Origin of the sequence: Acinetobacter sp. LCT-H3 (genome assembly GCF_001866125.1) — a bacterium.
Taxonomy (GTDB): Bacteria; Pseudomonadota; Gammaproteobacteria; order Pseudomonadales; family Moraxellaceae; genus Acinetobacter; species Acinetobacter schindleri.
This window is the reverse complement of sequence record NZ_MODX01000002.1, coordinates 144468-159313: the sequence shown is the minus strand read 5'-3', so window position 1 is coordinate 159313 and position 14846 is coordinate 144468. Positions and strand designations below refer to the sequence as shown.

The window sequence follows — 14846 nt, the reverse complement described above, 5'->3', positions numbered from 1 at the left end:
GGATCGCTTCGAACTCGCTCTGATTATTCTTAAAAACTAAAATTATAGATCAAGGATAAGACGTGCTGGCTCTTCTAACAATTCTTTGATTGTTACAAGGAAACCTACAGCTTCTTTACCATCGATTAGACGGTGGTCATAAGAAAGCGCTAGGTACATCATTGGCAAGATTTCAACTTGACCATTTACTGCCATAGGACGTTCCTGGATTTTATGCATACCCAGAATCGCAGTTTGAGGCGTGTTCAAGATTGGAGTTGAAAGCAATGAACCGAAAGTACCACCGTTGGTAATTGTGAAAGTACCACCAGTCATGTCTTCAATTGCAAGTTTACCTTCACGTGCCTTACCAGCGTATGCACGGATACCATTTTCAACTTCAGCATAGTTCATGCGGTCTGTATCACGAAGTACAGGAACCACCAGACCACGATCAGAAGAAACCGCTACACCGATGTCATAGTAACCGTGATAAACGATGTCGTCGCCATCGATAGACGCATTCACCGCTGGGTAGCGTTTAAGCGCTTCAGTTGCCGCTTTAACGAAGAATGACATGAAGCCTAGACGCGCACCATGACGTTTTTCAAACACATCTTTGTACTGGTTACGCATTTCCATGATTGGTTTCATGTTGACTTCGTTGAACGTCGTCAGCATTGCTGTTTCTTGAGTTGCAGCAAGCAGACGTTCAGCAACACGTTTACGTAGACGAGTCATAGGTACACGTTTTTCAATACGTTCACCAACTGCAACGCTTAACGGTGCAGCAGCAGGAGCCGCTGGTTTCGCTTGGTGGCTTGCAACATCTTCTTTTGTGATGCGACCGCCACGACCTGTACCAGATACGTCAGATGCAGTAATACCAGATTCAGTTAACGCTTTACGAACTGCAGGTGCTTGGTCTTGAACCTGTTGACGCTCAACGATCGGTGCATTACCTGCTTCAGTTTTCGCAGCTGCTTGTTCTACTGATGCTTCAGATTCAGATTGAACTGCTTGAGTTTGCGCAGCACCAGAAACAGCACCTTCTTCGAATTGTGCAATCACTTCAGCAGAAAGCACTGTGTCGCCTTCATTTTTGATGATTGATGCAATTGTACCGTCAGCAGGAGCAACAACTTCTAAAACAACTTTATCAGTCTCAATATCACAGATCACTTCATCACGTGATACTGCTTCACCTGGTTGCTTGTGCCACGTTGCGATCGTGCCGTCTGCAACTGACTCTGGAAATACCGGTGCTTTAATTTCGGTTGCCATTACTTAGAATCTCCTGGATTATTCAGCATCGATCGCTAGAGCGTCGTTAACGAGCTGAGCTTGTTGTTTTGCATGCAAATATGGTGAACCACACGCCGGTGCAGCAGAAGCTTCACGGCCAGCGTAGCTAATACGAACCTGTTTACCAGACTTCATCACGTCGTCATACAGACGTGGCGCGATGAACAGCCAAGCACCTTGGTTCTTCGGTTCTTCTTGAGCCCAAACCAGCTCTTTCAGGTTTGGATACTGAGCAAGAACTTCAGCAAGACGTGCTTCTGGGTACGGATACAATTGTTCAATACGAACGATCGCTGTATTGTTCAATTCTTTTTCACGACGTTTTTCAACTAGGTCATAGTAAACCTTACCACCACACAGCACCAGACGAGTTACGTCTGATTTGTTGATGTTATCTACTTCATCGATCACAGTCTGGAATGTGCCGCTTGCAAGTTCATCAAGGTTAGACACAGCTAACTTGTGACGCAGTAATGATTTTGGCGACATGATGATCATTGGCTTACGGATTGGGCGAATTGCCTGACGACGTAATGCATGGAAGATCTGTGCAGGTGTAGTTGGAGTCATCACTTGCATGTTGTCTTCTGCACATAACTGCAGGAAGCGCTCAAGACGTGCAGATGAATGCTCTGGACCTTGACCCTCGAAGCCGTGTGGCAGAAGCATAGTCAGACCACACACACGTTCCCACTTGGTTTCACCAGATGAGATGAACTGGTCGATCACAACCTGTGCACAGTTCGCGAAGTCACCAAACTGAGCTTCCCAGATGATCAAGCTCTTAGGAAGAGTCGTCGCATAGCCGTATTCAAATGCCAATACTGCCATTTCAGACAATAATGAATCATAGATCGCAACGCGTGGCTGATTCTCTTTGATATGACAAAGTGGAATATAGGTTGAGCCATCTACCTGGTTATGCAGTTTTGCATGACGGTGTGAGAAGGTACCGCGACCCACGTCTTCGCCAGTTAAACGAACCAAGTAGCCATCGTCTAGAAGCGATGCATAGGCTAGAGTTTCAGCAGCACCCCAGTTCAGTGGCATTTCACCAGTCTGCATTTTCAGACGGTCATCAATCACTTTAGAAACCTGACGCTGCATCACGAAGCCTTCTGGAAGCTCGCGCATTTTACGACCAAGTTCTTTAAGACGTTCTAGATCACAAGTTGTATCCCACTCGTCTGTGTAGTCGTGACCTAAGTACGGAGACCAATCTACGAACATTTTCTTGTTTGGCTCTAACACCAAGGCATTGGCAACGTGTTTACCTGCTTCAAGATCGGATCGATAGTTTTCAACCATTTGATCTGCAGTTGCGCGGTCAAGGATCCCTTCTTGCACAAGTTTGTCAGCATACAAAGTACGAGTCGTCGCTTTCTTGTTGATGACTTGATACATCATTGGCTGAGTTGCAGCCGGTTCATCCGCTTCGTTGTGACCACGACGACGGTAACAGAACATGTCGATAACCACGTCTTTACGGAAAGTATGACGGAAATCATGTGCAAGCTGAGCAACAAACAATACAGCTTCCGGATCATCACCATTGACATGGAAGATCGGTGCCTGAATCATTTTCGCGATGTCAGTACAGTATTCTGTAGAACGCGCATCACGTGGATCAGAAGTGGTGAAACCAACCTGGTTGTTCACAACAATGTGCACTGTACCACCAACGGTGTAACCACGCGTTTGTGACATCTGGAAGGTTTCCTGGTTGACACCTTGACCTGCAAATGCTGCATCACCGTGAACGATGATTGGTAATACGTCATCACCACCGATGTCTTTACGACGTACCTGACGAGCACGTACCGAACCTTCAACTACCGGTCCAACGATTTCAAGGTGTGATGGGTTAAACGCCAATGCCAAGTGTACTTCGCCACCTGGAGTCATCACGTTAGACGAGAAACCTTGGTGATACTTAACGTCACCAGAACCTTTCTTATGAAGAGACTTACCTTCGAATTCGCCAAACAGGTCAGCCGGGTTTTTACCCATAATATTTACAAGAAGGTTCAGACGGCCACGGTGTGGCATACCGATTACAACTTCTTTACAGCCAACAGAACCTGCACGTTGAATCACTGCATCAACCATCGGAATGAAAGACTCACCGCCTTCAACACCGAAACGTTTTGCACCAACGAATTTGTTACCTAAGTATTTTTCCAAGCCTTCTGCTGCAGTCAAACGCTCAAGTACATGTTTTTTCTGTTGTGTTTTGAAACCAAACTGGCCACGTGCACCTTCAAGACGTTGTTGAATCCAACGTTTTTCCTTGGTGTCAACGATGTGCATGTATTCTGAACCAACAGTACTGCAGTATGTAGACTCTAATGCAGCAAGAATTTCAGCAAGCGTTGCTTCTTCTTTACCGATTGCAAGATTACCAGTATTGAATACTGTGTCTAAATCAGACTTGGTTAACCCATGCGCATCCAGTTCTAAGTCAAATGCTTGTTCGCGTTTTGCAAGACCTAATGGATCTAATTTGGCTTTCTGGTGACCACGGTTACGATAAGCCGCAATGAGTTGTAATACGCCAATTTGACGACGCTCGTGATCAGAGCTTACTGTCGCTTGAATGACAGGCTGAACACGGCTTGAATTACGACCTAACAGTAGGAATTGCTCACGTACATTGCTGTGTGGTTGGTCACCTTTAGGGAACTTACCGAAGTATTCCTGCCAGTCAGCACCCACTGAGTCTGGAGCGGTCAGATACTGCTCATAAAGTTCTTCAATATACGCTGCACTATCAGCGCTAAGTTCAGTGTCAAGACGCAGAGCGTCAGCAACTTCTTGCATTTGTGGACCCATTTCCTATTGCAAAAACATTTTCAGGATGCTTTTTAAGCAAAACCCAGGATTAGTAATGTCAAATTGGTAAGATGACATTAGTCCCCCATAAGGCATAAGCCATGAGGCGCTATCACCACACCAAGAGCAACTCTTGATATGTTTAATGAACAATAACGCCCCTCAGCGGCATCATCACTCATCGAATACCCGATAAAAACCGAGCAATTTTTTGCAAATCGACTTAGAAAAAACAAAGGCTTAAGCTGTATTTTTTCTAAAGCGACTCTAACTTACCTTTATATACCAGTCGCAGGTTTTTCCGTGTTTAAAAAGTGTACATTAATCCTTACATTTTTTGGATATAGTCTTATGCTAAATGCTATCACGATCTCGACTAATCAATTGATTTTTTTGACGAGAAATGTGTGTTTTTTAGTCAAATACATCAACCAGAAATTACTCTAACATAGGGAGCTTTAAATGAAAAATACAATCTCCGTAGACTAAAGTCCTACATCCATCCACCATACCACTGATAAACAAAAAGAGAGTAAATCTTCCAATCCACTCCCTTTGCAATCTTGCGTTATATAATAACATTATCGGGAATCTTTTTCAGGTCAGTTTTACATCTAAAAATCATAAATAAATCGAACTACATTATATTAGTGCACAAACCTGAGTAAAATGCTCTGAAATGATTCATCACCCTTTATGATTGCACCAGAACTCCTGCTGATAACACCTGCTTTTCGACTAGTCTTACCCTTTTCAGCGCCCCTATAAAGCAAAAAGCACACCAAGTGGTGTGCTTTTTTGACAAACTGTTATTCGCAGTCTGAATTAGCCAGCCATATCTAGAAGCATGTTACGGATGTGACCGATTGCTTTGGTAGGGTTCAAGCCTTTAGGACATACAGATACACAGTTCATGATGCCTTTACAACGGAACAGCGAGAATGGGTCGTCAAGACGAGCCAAACGCTCTTGAGTTGCTGTATCACGTGAGTCAATGATGAAGCGGTAAGCATTCAACAATGCTGAAGGACCCAAGAACTTATCAGGATTCCACCAGAATGACGGACATGAAGTTGAACAGCATGCACAAAGAATACATTCGTACAGACCATCAAGATGTTCACGTTCTTCAGGAGACTGTAGACGCTCTTTAGGCGGTGCAGGCTGATTATTGATCAAGAACGGATGAATTTTGTTGTACTGATCGTAGAACTGATTCATGTCTACAACAAGGTCTTTAACTACTGGAAGACCTGGCAGTGGACGGATTGTGATTGTTTCTGGTAAATCATTCAGGTTCCACAGACATGCAAGACCGTTTTTACCATTAATGTTTACACCATCAGAACCACAAATACCTTCACGACATGAGCGACGGAACGTTAAAGATTCGTCTTGTACTTTTAATGCCAGAAGTGCGTCAAGCAACATACGGTGCTTGTCAGTCAATTCCAGTTTAAAAGTTTGCATGTACGGTGCTGCATCCTTATCAGGATCGTAGCGGTAGATATTAAATGTACGAGTACCTCTACTCATCTTACTTCTCCGAATTAGAATGTACGTGGTTTAGGTGGAATTGCATCAACCGACAATGGACGGTAACGCACTGGTTTGTACTCAAGACGGTTGTCCGCAGAGAACCATAATGTGTGCTTCATCCACTCATCATCACGACGACCGTATGGGTATGCAGGATGGTCAGGAGACTCTTCAAAGTCTACTACCGTATGCGCACCACGGCATTCTTTACGCGCTGCAGCTGAAATTAGAGTCGCTTTAGCAACTTCATACAAGTTTTCAACTTCAAGCGCTTCAATACGTGCTGTGTTGAATACTTTAGATTTGTCTTTCAAGTGAATGTTGCGCACGCGCGGTTCAATTGCAAGAATCTGTTTCACACCTTCTTCAAGAAGTGCAGATGTACGGAATACACCAGCGTGGTCTTGAACGATGTCACGAATCGCATCAGCAACTTCTTGAGCATTTTCACCTGTCGTTGATTCGTCAAGTTTACGAATACGTGCAACAGTTTGCTCAAGTACAGTGGTAGGAAGCGGCTCATATTCATCACCGTGATGTTTAGTCACATAATCGATGATGTGCTGACCAGCAGCCTTACCAAATACAACCAAGTCAAGCAGTGAGTTTGTACCTAGACGGTTTGCACCATGTACAGATACACAAGAACATTCACCAATCGCATAGAAACCTTTCACTGGTTTAGTGAAGTTACGGCCTTCTTGGTTAGTCGAGTATGTATCAGTGTTCTTGTCGTAGTGAGTAACCAGTGCTTCAGTTTCCGGAGACTCTGGAACAACAACCTGACCATGAATATTCGTAGGAATACCACCCATTTGATAATGGATTGTTGGCACTACCGGAATTGGCTCTTTGGTGATATCAACGTTCGCGAATTTCTTACCAATCTCAAATACAGATGGAAGACGTTTCATGATCGTATCCGCACCCAGGTGCGTCATATCAAGAAGGATATAATCACCTTTAGGACCACAGCCACGACCTTCTTTGATCTCTTGGTCCATAGAACGTGATACGAAGTCACGTGGTGCCAAGTCTTTCAAAGTTGGAGCATAACGTTCCATGAACGGTTCGCCATCTTTGTTACGAAGGATTGCACCTTCACCACGACAACCTTCAGTTAGCAATACGCCTGCGCCCGCAACACCTGTAGGGTGGAACTGCCAGAATTCCATATCTTGTAATGGAATACCTGCACGAGCTGCCATACCAAGACCGTCACCAGTATTGATATACGCGTTAGTAGATGCACGGTAAACACGACCCGCACCACCAGTAGCAAATAGAGTAGCTTTCGCCTGGAATACTGCAATTTTACCAGTTTCCTGATCGATAGCAGTTACACCAAGTACATCGCCAGCTTCGTTACGGATCAAATCAAGTGCGATCCATTCTACGAAGAATTGTGTACCCATTTTCACGTTGCTTTGATAAAGCGTATGAAGAAGTGCGTGACCTGTACGGTCAGCTGCAGCACATGCACGAGGAACCGCTTTTTCACCATAGTTTGCAGAGTGACCACCGAATGGACGTTGGTAAATCGTACCGTCTGCGTTACGGTCAAATGGCATACCTAAATGTTCTAATTCGTATACCACTTGAGGTGCTTCACGCGTCATAAACTCGATCGCATCCTGGTCACCCAACCAGTCAGAACCTTTAACTGTGTCATAGAAGTGGTAGTGCCAGTTATCTTCTTGCATATTACCAAGAGATGCACCAATACCACCCTGTGCCGCAACAGTGTGTGAACGTGTCGGGAATACTTTAGTCAGTACAGCAACTTTTAAACCAGCTTGAGCAAGTTGGTAAGATGCACGCATACCTGAACCACCGCCACCCACGATGACAGCATCGAAAGTTTCATGTGGAATATTTGTATAATCTTCTTTAGGGTTAATTGCGCCCATGATCTCTTCCTATCAAGCCCAGAAAATCTGGATTGCCCAGATTGCGTATGCTAATACAGCGATAATCACTGCTGAAGTCAATACAATGCGTAAACCTGATGCTGATGGACCCATTTGACGAGTAGTCACATAGTCAGTGAAAACCTGCCACATGCCAATCCATGCGTGTGCAACAAGAGAGAATACTGCCAATAAAGACAAAATCTTCATTGGTGTAGTCATCATAAAGCCGTACCACTGTTCAAAATTGAAGCCACCATTCAGTAGAATCCAACCCAAAACGATAACAGTATACACAGCTAGAACCACTGCACTCACACGTTGAAGAAACCAATCGCGAGAACCTGAACCCGTTAAACCAGTAGCACTTTTCATTAGAGTACGATCCATACAAATGCTGCAACAATACCGATCGCAGACAAGATTAATGAAATAGTAGCTGCAGTACGGCCGCTTTGCAGTTCTTCTGCAACGCCAACATCTGCAAGTAAGTGCTTAATACCAGTAAACGTATGATAAATTAAGCCGGCTACAAATACCCATACAACAAAACGCACGATGAAACCGTTAAAGATTTCTTGCACTTGAGCAAAACCTTCAGGCGAAGACAATGACTTGTCTAAAATCCATAAAAGGACCGGTACGAGTAAGAATACGATCACACCAGAAAGACGGTGTAGAATTGATGCAATAGCCACAGGTGATTTTAAGTTTACTTCTAAAACTTGACCCATGGACAAATTGACAGGTCTGTTGCTTTTCACAGCGGGCATCCTGTAGTTAAAAACTCCATCCGGAGTTTGTTGGAATTAATTCGAAGGAAAGCTGGCATTGATTAGACAAATACATGCCTAAACGTAAAACGACACTGAATTATAAAACGCTCACTATCAAAATACAAACAACTCTCATAAGCTTTTTGGCTAAAAATCCTTTAAATAAGAATCATTAACAATAAGATTAATCTGCAATAATTTTATAATTGCCTTCTAATCAATACTTATATATATGTTTTTAAATAATAAAGCCGATTAATTTAGTCCGATATGGATATATATTAGAAACATCTGTTCTTTAGACTAAAGGTGAAGATTCAAGCACTTAGCGCTCGATTGAAAATATCACTCAAACTATACAGAACCCTCTATTTTTTAAAGATTTATGATAGGCCAAACGGTGAATACAAAACTATCTTTATAATAGTTGAATGAATATGTCACTTAGGCAGATAAAACGCATTTCAGTACCGATCTATGCTATTCAACTTAAAAATGTGAAACAGGTCTCCAAATAAATCAAATTAGCATGATTTAATCGAGCAAAAATAAGTCATTTTTTAATCAAACAGACATTTTCAAATATTCTATTAAGTGCTTTTATTTATAAAACCTGACAAAAACTACCAACCCTTGAAAAAGCTGTAAGTAGTGAAATTTATATAGTTTTAGCCAATTTATCGTTATGAACCCAATCATTTTAAACATTTTTTTACGATTAAAAGATGATGATTATTGCTACAAACAATGCATTTTTTTCTGCACCTCCTGCATGTTTTATCTTATTATAGCGCGTTGATGCTGTGATTTTAATAAAGCTTTTTATACAGAGATTATGTGACTAAGCCGCTGTGTAACGTCATTTTTTATCCATAAGTATAATTGACAAAATTTCAGTACTCACTAATCTTATAGCAAATTTTTGATCCGTCCGTTTTGTACATTAAAAGATTGATAGACAACTCGGATAAACATTCACCAGGACAGGAGATCTATTGAATGTCTGAAGCAACTGGCAAGAAAGCCGTTTTACAGCTTGATGGCAAAGAAATTGAATTACCAATTTACAGCGGCACATTGGGCCCAGATGTAATCGACGTTAAAGATGTGTTGGCTGCAGGTCACTTTACTTTTGATCCTGGTTTTATGGCAACAGCTGCATGCGAGTCTAAAATCACTTTCATCGATGGTAATAAAGGTGTTCTTTTACACCGTGGCTACCCAATTGACCAGTTAGCAACTAAAGCTGATTACCTAGAAACTTGCTACTTACTTCTTAATGGCGAGCTTCCAACAGCTGAGCAAAAAGAAGAATTCGACGCTAAAGTTCGTAACCACACTATGGTTCACGATCAAGTAAGCCGCTTCTATAACGGTTTCCGTCGTGATGCTCACCCTATGGCAATCATGGTTGGTGTTGTTGGTGCGTTGTCTGCGTTCTATCACAATAATCTGGACATCGAAGATGTTAACCATCGTGAAATCACTGCGATTCGTTTAATCGCTAAGATTCCTACTTTGGCAGCTTGGAGCTACAAATACACTGTTGGTCAACCATTCGTTTACCCACGTAACGATTTGACTTACGCTGAAAACTTCCTGTACATGATGTTTGCTACTCCAGCAGACCGTGACTACAAAGTAGATCCAATCCTTGCGAAAGCAATGGACCGTATCTTCACACTTCACGCTGACCACGAACAAAATGCTTCTACTTCTACAGTACGTTTAGCTGGTTCTACTGGCGCTAACCCATATGCATGTATCGCTGCTGGTATCTCTGCACTTTGGGGTCCTGCTCACGGTGGTGCGAACGAAGCTGTTCTTAAGATGCTGGATGAAATCGGCACTGTAGAAAACGTTGCTGGCTTCATGGAAAAAGTGAAAACTAAAGAAGTTAAACTCATGGGCTTCGGTCACCGTGTGTACAAAAACTTCGATCCACGTGCGAAAGTAATGAAAGAAACTTGTGACGAAGTTCTTGGTGCTCTTGGCATCAACGATCCACAGCTTGCTCTTGCTATGGAACTTGAACGTATCGCGCTTTCTGACGAATACTTCATCAAACGTAACCTTTACCCTAACGTAGACTTCTACTCAGGTATCATCCTTAAAGCGATTGGTATCCCAACAGAAATGTTTACTGTGATCTTTGCGCTTGCACGTACAGTTGGTTGGATCAGCCACTGGTTAGAAATGCACAGCGGTCCTTACAAGATCGGTCGTCCTCGTCAGCTTTATACTGGCGAAACTCAACGCGATATCGCTCGTTAATTCGAATCGCGTCGAAAGACCCAAAAAACCGCCCTTTCGGGCGGTTTTTTATGGGCAATGAAAATATTAAGCAAAGCAGCAAATAAAAAGTTGAGATTATTGTCTTAAATAGAATGATAAAGATGCTTACAAATCCAAGCCTATAATCCCGTTATAATCAGGTCATCCTGACTATTCATAAATACTATGCCCTACCGTTTTTTAGTCCTGCTGTTAAGACTGATCCGATTTCCACAATTTAAATGCCGTCAGCTGACTGTGGGCGAAATCCAGATGTGCCGTTCAGTGTTTGGAGACCGGATTGATTACGGCAAGGTGCATGTTATGAACCATCCTTTCCTGCCGTGGCAACCCAAGCATATTCTGATGGCACCTAATGGCTATATTCATGTACGCAATGCACTTTTTAAAGATGATTATTCCAAAGAGACTGCAAGTTATCGTGCAGTATTTATTCATGAGATGACGCATATTTTCCAGCATCAGCATGGCATTAATGTGGTATTGCGTGGCGCGATATTACAAACCGCTTATTTTTTGAGTTTTGGCCGCTATAATCCTTATCAATACTCTTATATTCCCGGCAAGTCTTTCTGGACCTACAATATTGAGCAGCAAGGTGATATTGCACGTGATATTTATCTTCAAAAGCTGCCAAATATCATTCAGCAAACGGATTAGAGAGTAGTATATTAAAATCTTTATATATAAATCTTTTCGCCCTGGCCAGGCAGATTCGATACAAAACAATATGTGATCCCTTTATTTTTAATCATCCAGTTGCATTTCAACAATAAATCTATGCAAACAACGCTAGCATCTGCTTCAAATTTCGATAGAATAACTCTTGTATGATATTTTATTTCCAAAAATGAGATTAGGTATCAAGCTTTTATTATTGTGTTTATGTTTCTCGCCATTTGGCATTATGTAAGTACCAGATTGCATTCGGCTAAATAACTATAATTTTAAACAATAGCCGATTAGTGCAAAAAATCTATCAGGATTAGGATTTAGTTGGAATGAAAAGTTTTAAAATTGCCCTTGCTCAATTCTCTCCACATGTTGGCAATATCGATGCAAATACGCAAAAAATGATCGAACAGGCCAATCTGGCTAAAAAAGACAATGCTGACCTGATTATCTTTCCAGAACTTTCGACTCTGGGCTACCCTGCAGATGACTTGATTCTGCGTCCAAGCTTGGCTAAACGCACCCAACAGGCATTTGATCAACTGGCACAAGTCAAAGATATCGTAATGGTCTTTGGCTTTGTCAACCAGACTGAAGATGGTCAGCGTTTTAACTCTGCTGCAGTGATGAAAGACGGTCAGGTATTGGGAATTTATAACAAGCAGACTTTACCAAACTATGCTGTATTTGATGAGAAGCGTTATTTTAATGAAGGTCATCAACATCTGGTATTTGAATACCTCGGTCATAAATTTGGAGTGCTGATCTGTGAAGATGTATGGTCTCTGAATGTGGTTCAACAGCTGGCTCAGCTGAATGTTGATACTGTGGTGGTACTGAACTCTTCTCCATATGAAGTCGGTAAGCCACAGCACCGTATTGAAACCATGGCAGCTTTGGTTAAACAGCTCAATATCAACCTGGTATATTGCAACCAGGTCGGCGGTCATGATGATCTTGTTTTTGACGGCACGAGTTTCGTACTGAATAAATCTGGCGAAGTTGCGCTGCAAGCAGCAAGTTTCCAGGAAAATCTATCTATTGCTGAATATGATGCAACTAACCTTGCGTTTAGCAAAACCAGCATTACCCCTACTCTTGACACCATGGCAGAGATCTATCAAAGCCTGGTCATGGCAACACGCGACTATGTACAACGTTCTGGTTTCCCGGGTGTAATTCTAGGTCTGTCTGGTGGCATTGATTCTGCCTTGACACTTGCGATTGCTGTAGATGCTATCGGTGCAGATAAAGTACAAGCGGTAATGATGCCTTATACCTATACGGCTCAGATCAGTGTGGAAGATGCAGCTGAACAGGCGAAAACACTGGGCGTGACTTTTGGTATTGCCGAGATCAACCCGATCGTAAATGGCTTCCTGCAAACCCTGTATCCGTTCTTCGGTGATGCTCCAGTGGATGCAACTGAAGAAAATCTGCAGGCTCGTTCACGTGGCACACTATTGATGGCTTTGTCGAATAAATTTGGCAACCTGGTACTATCGACGGGCAATAAATCAGAAGTAGCCGTGGGTTATTGCACTCTGTACGGTGACATGGTTGGTGGCTTCTCAGTACTGAAAGATGTGTATAAGACTATTGTGTTTGAACTGGCGAAATACCGTAACAGTATTGCAGACAAACCAGTGATTCCTGAGCGTGTGATTACCCGTCCACCTTCGGCAGAATTACGCCCAGATCAGGTCGATCAGGATTCATTACCTCCATATGAAGTATTGGATGCAATCCTTTACTCTTATATCGAAGAAGACATGAGTCAGGATGACATCATTGAGAAAGGCTTTGAGGAAGAAGTAGTAAAACGTGTGATTCGTCTAGTTGACGTGAATGAATATAAACGTCGTCAAGGTGCGATAGGTCCTCGTATCAGCTCACGTGCTTTCAGCCGCGAACGTCGCTACCCAATCGTAAATGGATGGAAAGCGGGTATCTGATTTAACCCTGTTTATTCAGAAAAACGCCCAAGTCCGCTTAGGCGTTTTTTTATTGGTAGTGATTTAAGATAAATGTATAACTCAAATATATTAATAAGTTGGCGCTGGAAAATTTAAATTAACAAGAATAGTGCAACAATTTTATAGGCTTAAATATATTTATTTGACACAAAAAAAGAGACCAAGCTGAGAGCTTGGTCTATAAAAATGGTGGCTATGACGAGACTTGAACTTGTGACCCCCGCATTATGAGTGCGGTGCTCTAACCAACTGAGCTACATAGCCGTAAACTGTGTGCGCATTATCGTAACTTCCGCATTCCTCGTCAAGCATTTTAACTCACAAATGTTCAGTCTTTAGGCAAATGCGTGTATTTGCATCAAACTTTAACCAAAATCAGTTTTTATTATGTATTTCACGTATTAATATGAATTTTAAAGCCGTTTTAAGTTACTCAGATATGATTAAAACTAAAATTCTCTTGACCATTTCTACGGCATTCAGCCTGAGTGCCTGCCAATTGATTTCACCACTGGTGGTGGACTATAACGGTGTACGTCGTGATGTTGCACATTGGATTAATAATCATCAATTTATGAGCATGCAACAAAAACGAAGTTTGGTTCAACTAAGTAAAGCACAGCAAAAACTGAAGCATTTTGCTGAATATGATGCAACTGAACAAATGAAAGTTACCCAAGAAAATCAAATTGCCCTGCATTGTGCACGCATACATATTACAGAATCCAAAATCTCCCAACTCCAACAACAAATTTATGGATCAGCCAATGCCTCTATTCAACAACAGTATCAACGGCTCGCATCAAAATTTAAAATAGATACGACACAAATTCAATGTGAATAATGCAGATGATCTATTAGGTGCGACCTTAGTCTGACAGCTTGAAGCATTTAAAATTCAAATAAATTTATATTTTATTATTTTTAATATAAAACAATAATTTATAAAAAATATTTTTACTAAAACCTTATTTAACCATATGGATTTACTTGGTTTTATTTTAACCTGATTAGCGTTATTATTTAAAAAACACCATGCCCGACGGATCATAGGCATTGTTTAAAATTTTTATAATACCCATAAATACATGTGGAGAATGACCATGGCTTTTCAACATATTTTAGTTCCAATTGATGGTTCAGAAACGGCTTATGCTGCGGTAGATCAGGCAGTACAACTGGCGAAAACTTTTAACGGTAAAATCACTGTAGTTCAGGTGATGACCTTAGACCCTTATATTGCGGCTGAATACATTACCGCAGCACAAACCAATGATTTAATTGAACGTGCACGTACTGCAATCCAGCAAAACCTGGATGAAGCGAAAAAACGTTTTGAAACAGCTGGTGTACAGGTAGATACCCAGTTGCTGGAAGGTCAGGTGGTAAATACCGAGATTGCCAAAGCAGCAAAAACTTTAGGTGCCGACCTGATTGTGATTGGCTCACATGGCCGTACCGGGTTCAAGAAATTCTTCCTTGGCAGTGTAGCTCAAAGCATTCTAGGACAGTCCGATGTTCCAGTGCTTGTGGTTCGCGGTCAGGCATAAATTATTATTTTA

At 41.9% G+C, this 14846-nt stretch carries 11 protein-coding genes and 1 tRNA gene; 5 read left to right on the top strand and 7 right to left on the bottom strand.

The features are described from left to right. Positions 1 to 42: 42 nt before the first annotated feature. The 6 genes from odhB to sdhC form a co-directional block, all read right to left on the bottom strand. Positions 43 to 1263, bottom strand: a complete 1221-nt coding sequence (odhB, locus tag BK820_RS02185) for a 2-oxoglutarate dehydrogenase complex dihydrolipoyllysine-residue succinyltransferase (RefSeq protein ID WP_071319966.1) — start codon at positions 1261 to 1263, stop codon at positions 43 to 45. 18 nt (positions 1264 to 1281) lie between these two features. Beyond that, a complete protein-coding gene (locus BK820_RS02180) occupies positions 1282 to 4104 on the bottom strand; it encodes a 2-oxoglutarate dehydrogenase E1 component (RefSeq protein WP_071319997.1) in 2823 nt (940 codons plus the stop codon). 837 nt (positions 4105 to 4941) lie between these two features. Next, complete coding sequence (locus BK820_RS02175; protein WP_004810837.1) at positions 4942 to 5652, bottom strand: succinate dehydrogenase iron-sulfur subunit; 711 nt, start codon at positions 5650 to 5652, stop codon at positions 4942 to 4944. Between the two features lie 14 nt (positions 5653 to 5666). Beyond that, positions 5667 to 7565 carry an FAD-binding protein gene (locus tag BK820_RS02170; RefSeq protein WP_004810838.1) on the bottom strand — a complete coding sequence of 633 codons (1899 nt, stop codon included), beginning with the start codon at positions 7563 to 7565 and terminating at the stop codon, positions 5667 to 5669. Between the two features lie 12 nt (positions 7566 to 7577). After that, positions 7578 to 7940 (bottom strand): succinate dehydrogenase, hydrophobic membrane anchor protein, encoded by a 363-nt coding sequence (sdhD, locus tag BK820_RS02165; protein WP_004810840.1) that lies wholly within the window; start codon positions 7938 to 7940, stop codon positions 7578 to 7580. Further along, positions 7940 to 8338 carry a succinate dehydrogenase, cytochrome b556 subunit gene (gene sdhC, locus BK820_RS02160; protein WP_008301879.1) on the bottom strand — a complete coding sequence of 133 codons (399 nt, stop codon included), beginning with the start codon at positions 8336 to 8338 and terminating at the stop codon, positions 7940 to 7942. The genes sdhD and sdhC overlap by 1 nt, the downstream gene beginning before the upstream one ends. Positions 8339 to 9340: 1002 nt before the next feature. On the opposite strand from sdhC, the gene gltA reads away from it, so the two are divergent. The 3 genes from gltA to BK820_RS02145 all read left to right on the top strand — a co-directional run bounded on the left by gltA (position 9341) and on the right by BK820_RS02145 (position 13263). Next, a complete protein-coding gene (gltA, locus tag BK820_RS02155) occupies positions 9341 to 10615 on the top strand; it encodes a citrate synthase (protein ID WP_008301877.1) in 1275 nt (424 codons plus the stop codon). Between the two features lie 186 nt (positions 10616 to 10801). Then, positions 10802 to 11296 carry a hypothetical protein gene (locus BK820_RS02150; RefSeq protein ID WP_071319965.1) on the top strand — a complete coding sequence of 165 codons (495 nt, stop codon included), beginning with the start codon at positions 10802 to 10804 and terminating at the stop codon, positions 11294 to 11296. A 341-nt stretch (positions 11297 to 11637) separates the two neighbouring features. Then, positions 11638 to 13263: an NAD+ synthase gene (locus BK820_RS02145; protein WP_071319964.1), complete on the top strand. Its 1626-nt coding sequence runs from the start codon at positions 11638 to 11640 to the stop codon at positions 13261 to 13263. Positions 13264 to 13471: 208 nt separating this feature from the next. Here the strand turns inward: BK820_RS02145 and BK820_RS02140 are convergent. Further along, a tRNA-Met gene (locus tag BK820_RS02140) sits at positions 13472 to 13548 on the bottom strand. A 79-nt stretch (positions 13549 to 13627) separates the two neighbouring features. On the opposite strand from BK820_RS02140, the gene BK820_RS02135 reads away from it, so the two are divergent. Next, positions 13628 to 14128: a hypothetical protein gene (locus BK820_RS02135; protein ID WP_081409027.1), complete on the top strand. Its 501-nt coding sequence runs from the start codon at positions 13628 to 13630 to the stop codon at positions 14126 to 14128. Positions 14129 to 14387: 259 nt separating this feature from the next. Next, on the top strand, positions 14388 to 14834 hold the full coding sequence (locus BK820_RS02130) for a universal stress protein (protein WP_004810852.1): 447 nt from the start codon (positions 14388 to 14390) through the stop codon (positions 14832 to 14834). Positions 14835 to 14846 lie beyond the last annotated feature (12 nt).

Coding starts and splice junctions, on each gene's coding strand:
- BK820_RS02175 (WP_004810837.1), bottom strand. CDS start 5,652: ATGAGTAGAGGTACTCGTACATTTAATATCTACCGCTACGATCCTGAT.
- BK820_RS02150 (WP_071319965.1), top strand. CDS start 10,802: ATGCCCTACCGTTTTTTAGTCCTGCTGTTAAGACTGATCCGATTTCCA.
- BK820_RS02145 (WP_071319964.1), top strand. CDS start 11,638: ATGAAAAGTTTTAAAATTGCCCTTGCTCAATTCTCTCCACATGTTGGC.
- gltA (WP_008301877.1), top strand. CDS start 9,341: ATGTCTGAAGCAACTGGCAAGAAAGCCGTTTTACAGCTTGATGGCAAA.
- BK820_RS02180 (WP_071319997.1), bottom strand. CDS start 4,104: ATGCAAGAAGTTGCTGACGCTCTGCGTCTTGACACTGAACTTAGCGCT.
- BK820_RS02130 (WP_004810852.1), top strand. CDS start 14,388: ATGGCTTTTCAACATATTTTAGTTCCAATTGATGGTTCAGAAACGGCT.
- sdhD (WP_004810840.1), bottom strand. CDS start 7,940: ATGAAAAGTGCTACTGGTTTAACGGGTTCAGGTTCTCGCGATTGGTTT.
- odhB (WP_071319966.1), bottom strand. CDS start 1,263: ATGGCAACCGAAATTAAAGCACCGGTATTTCCAGAGTCAGTTGCAGAC.
- BK820_RS02170 (WP_004810838.1), bottom strand. CDS start 7,565: ATGGGCGCAATTAACCCTAAAGAAGATTATACAAATATTCCACATGAA.
- sdhC (WP_008301879.1), bottom strand. CDS start 8,338: ATGCCCGCTGTGAAAAGCAACAGACCTGTCAATTTGTCCATGGGTCAA.
- BK820_RS02135 (WP_081409027.1), top strand. CDS start 13,628: ATGCGTGTATTTGCATCAAACTTTAACCAAAATCAGTTTTTATTATGT.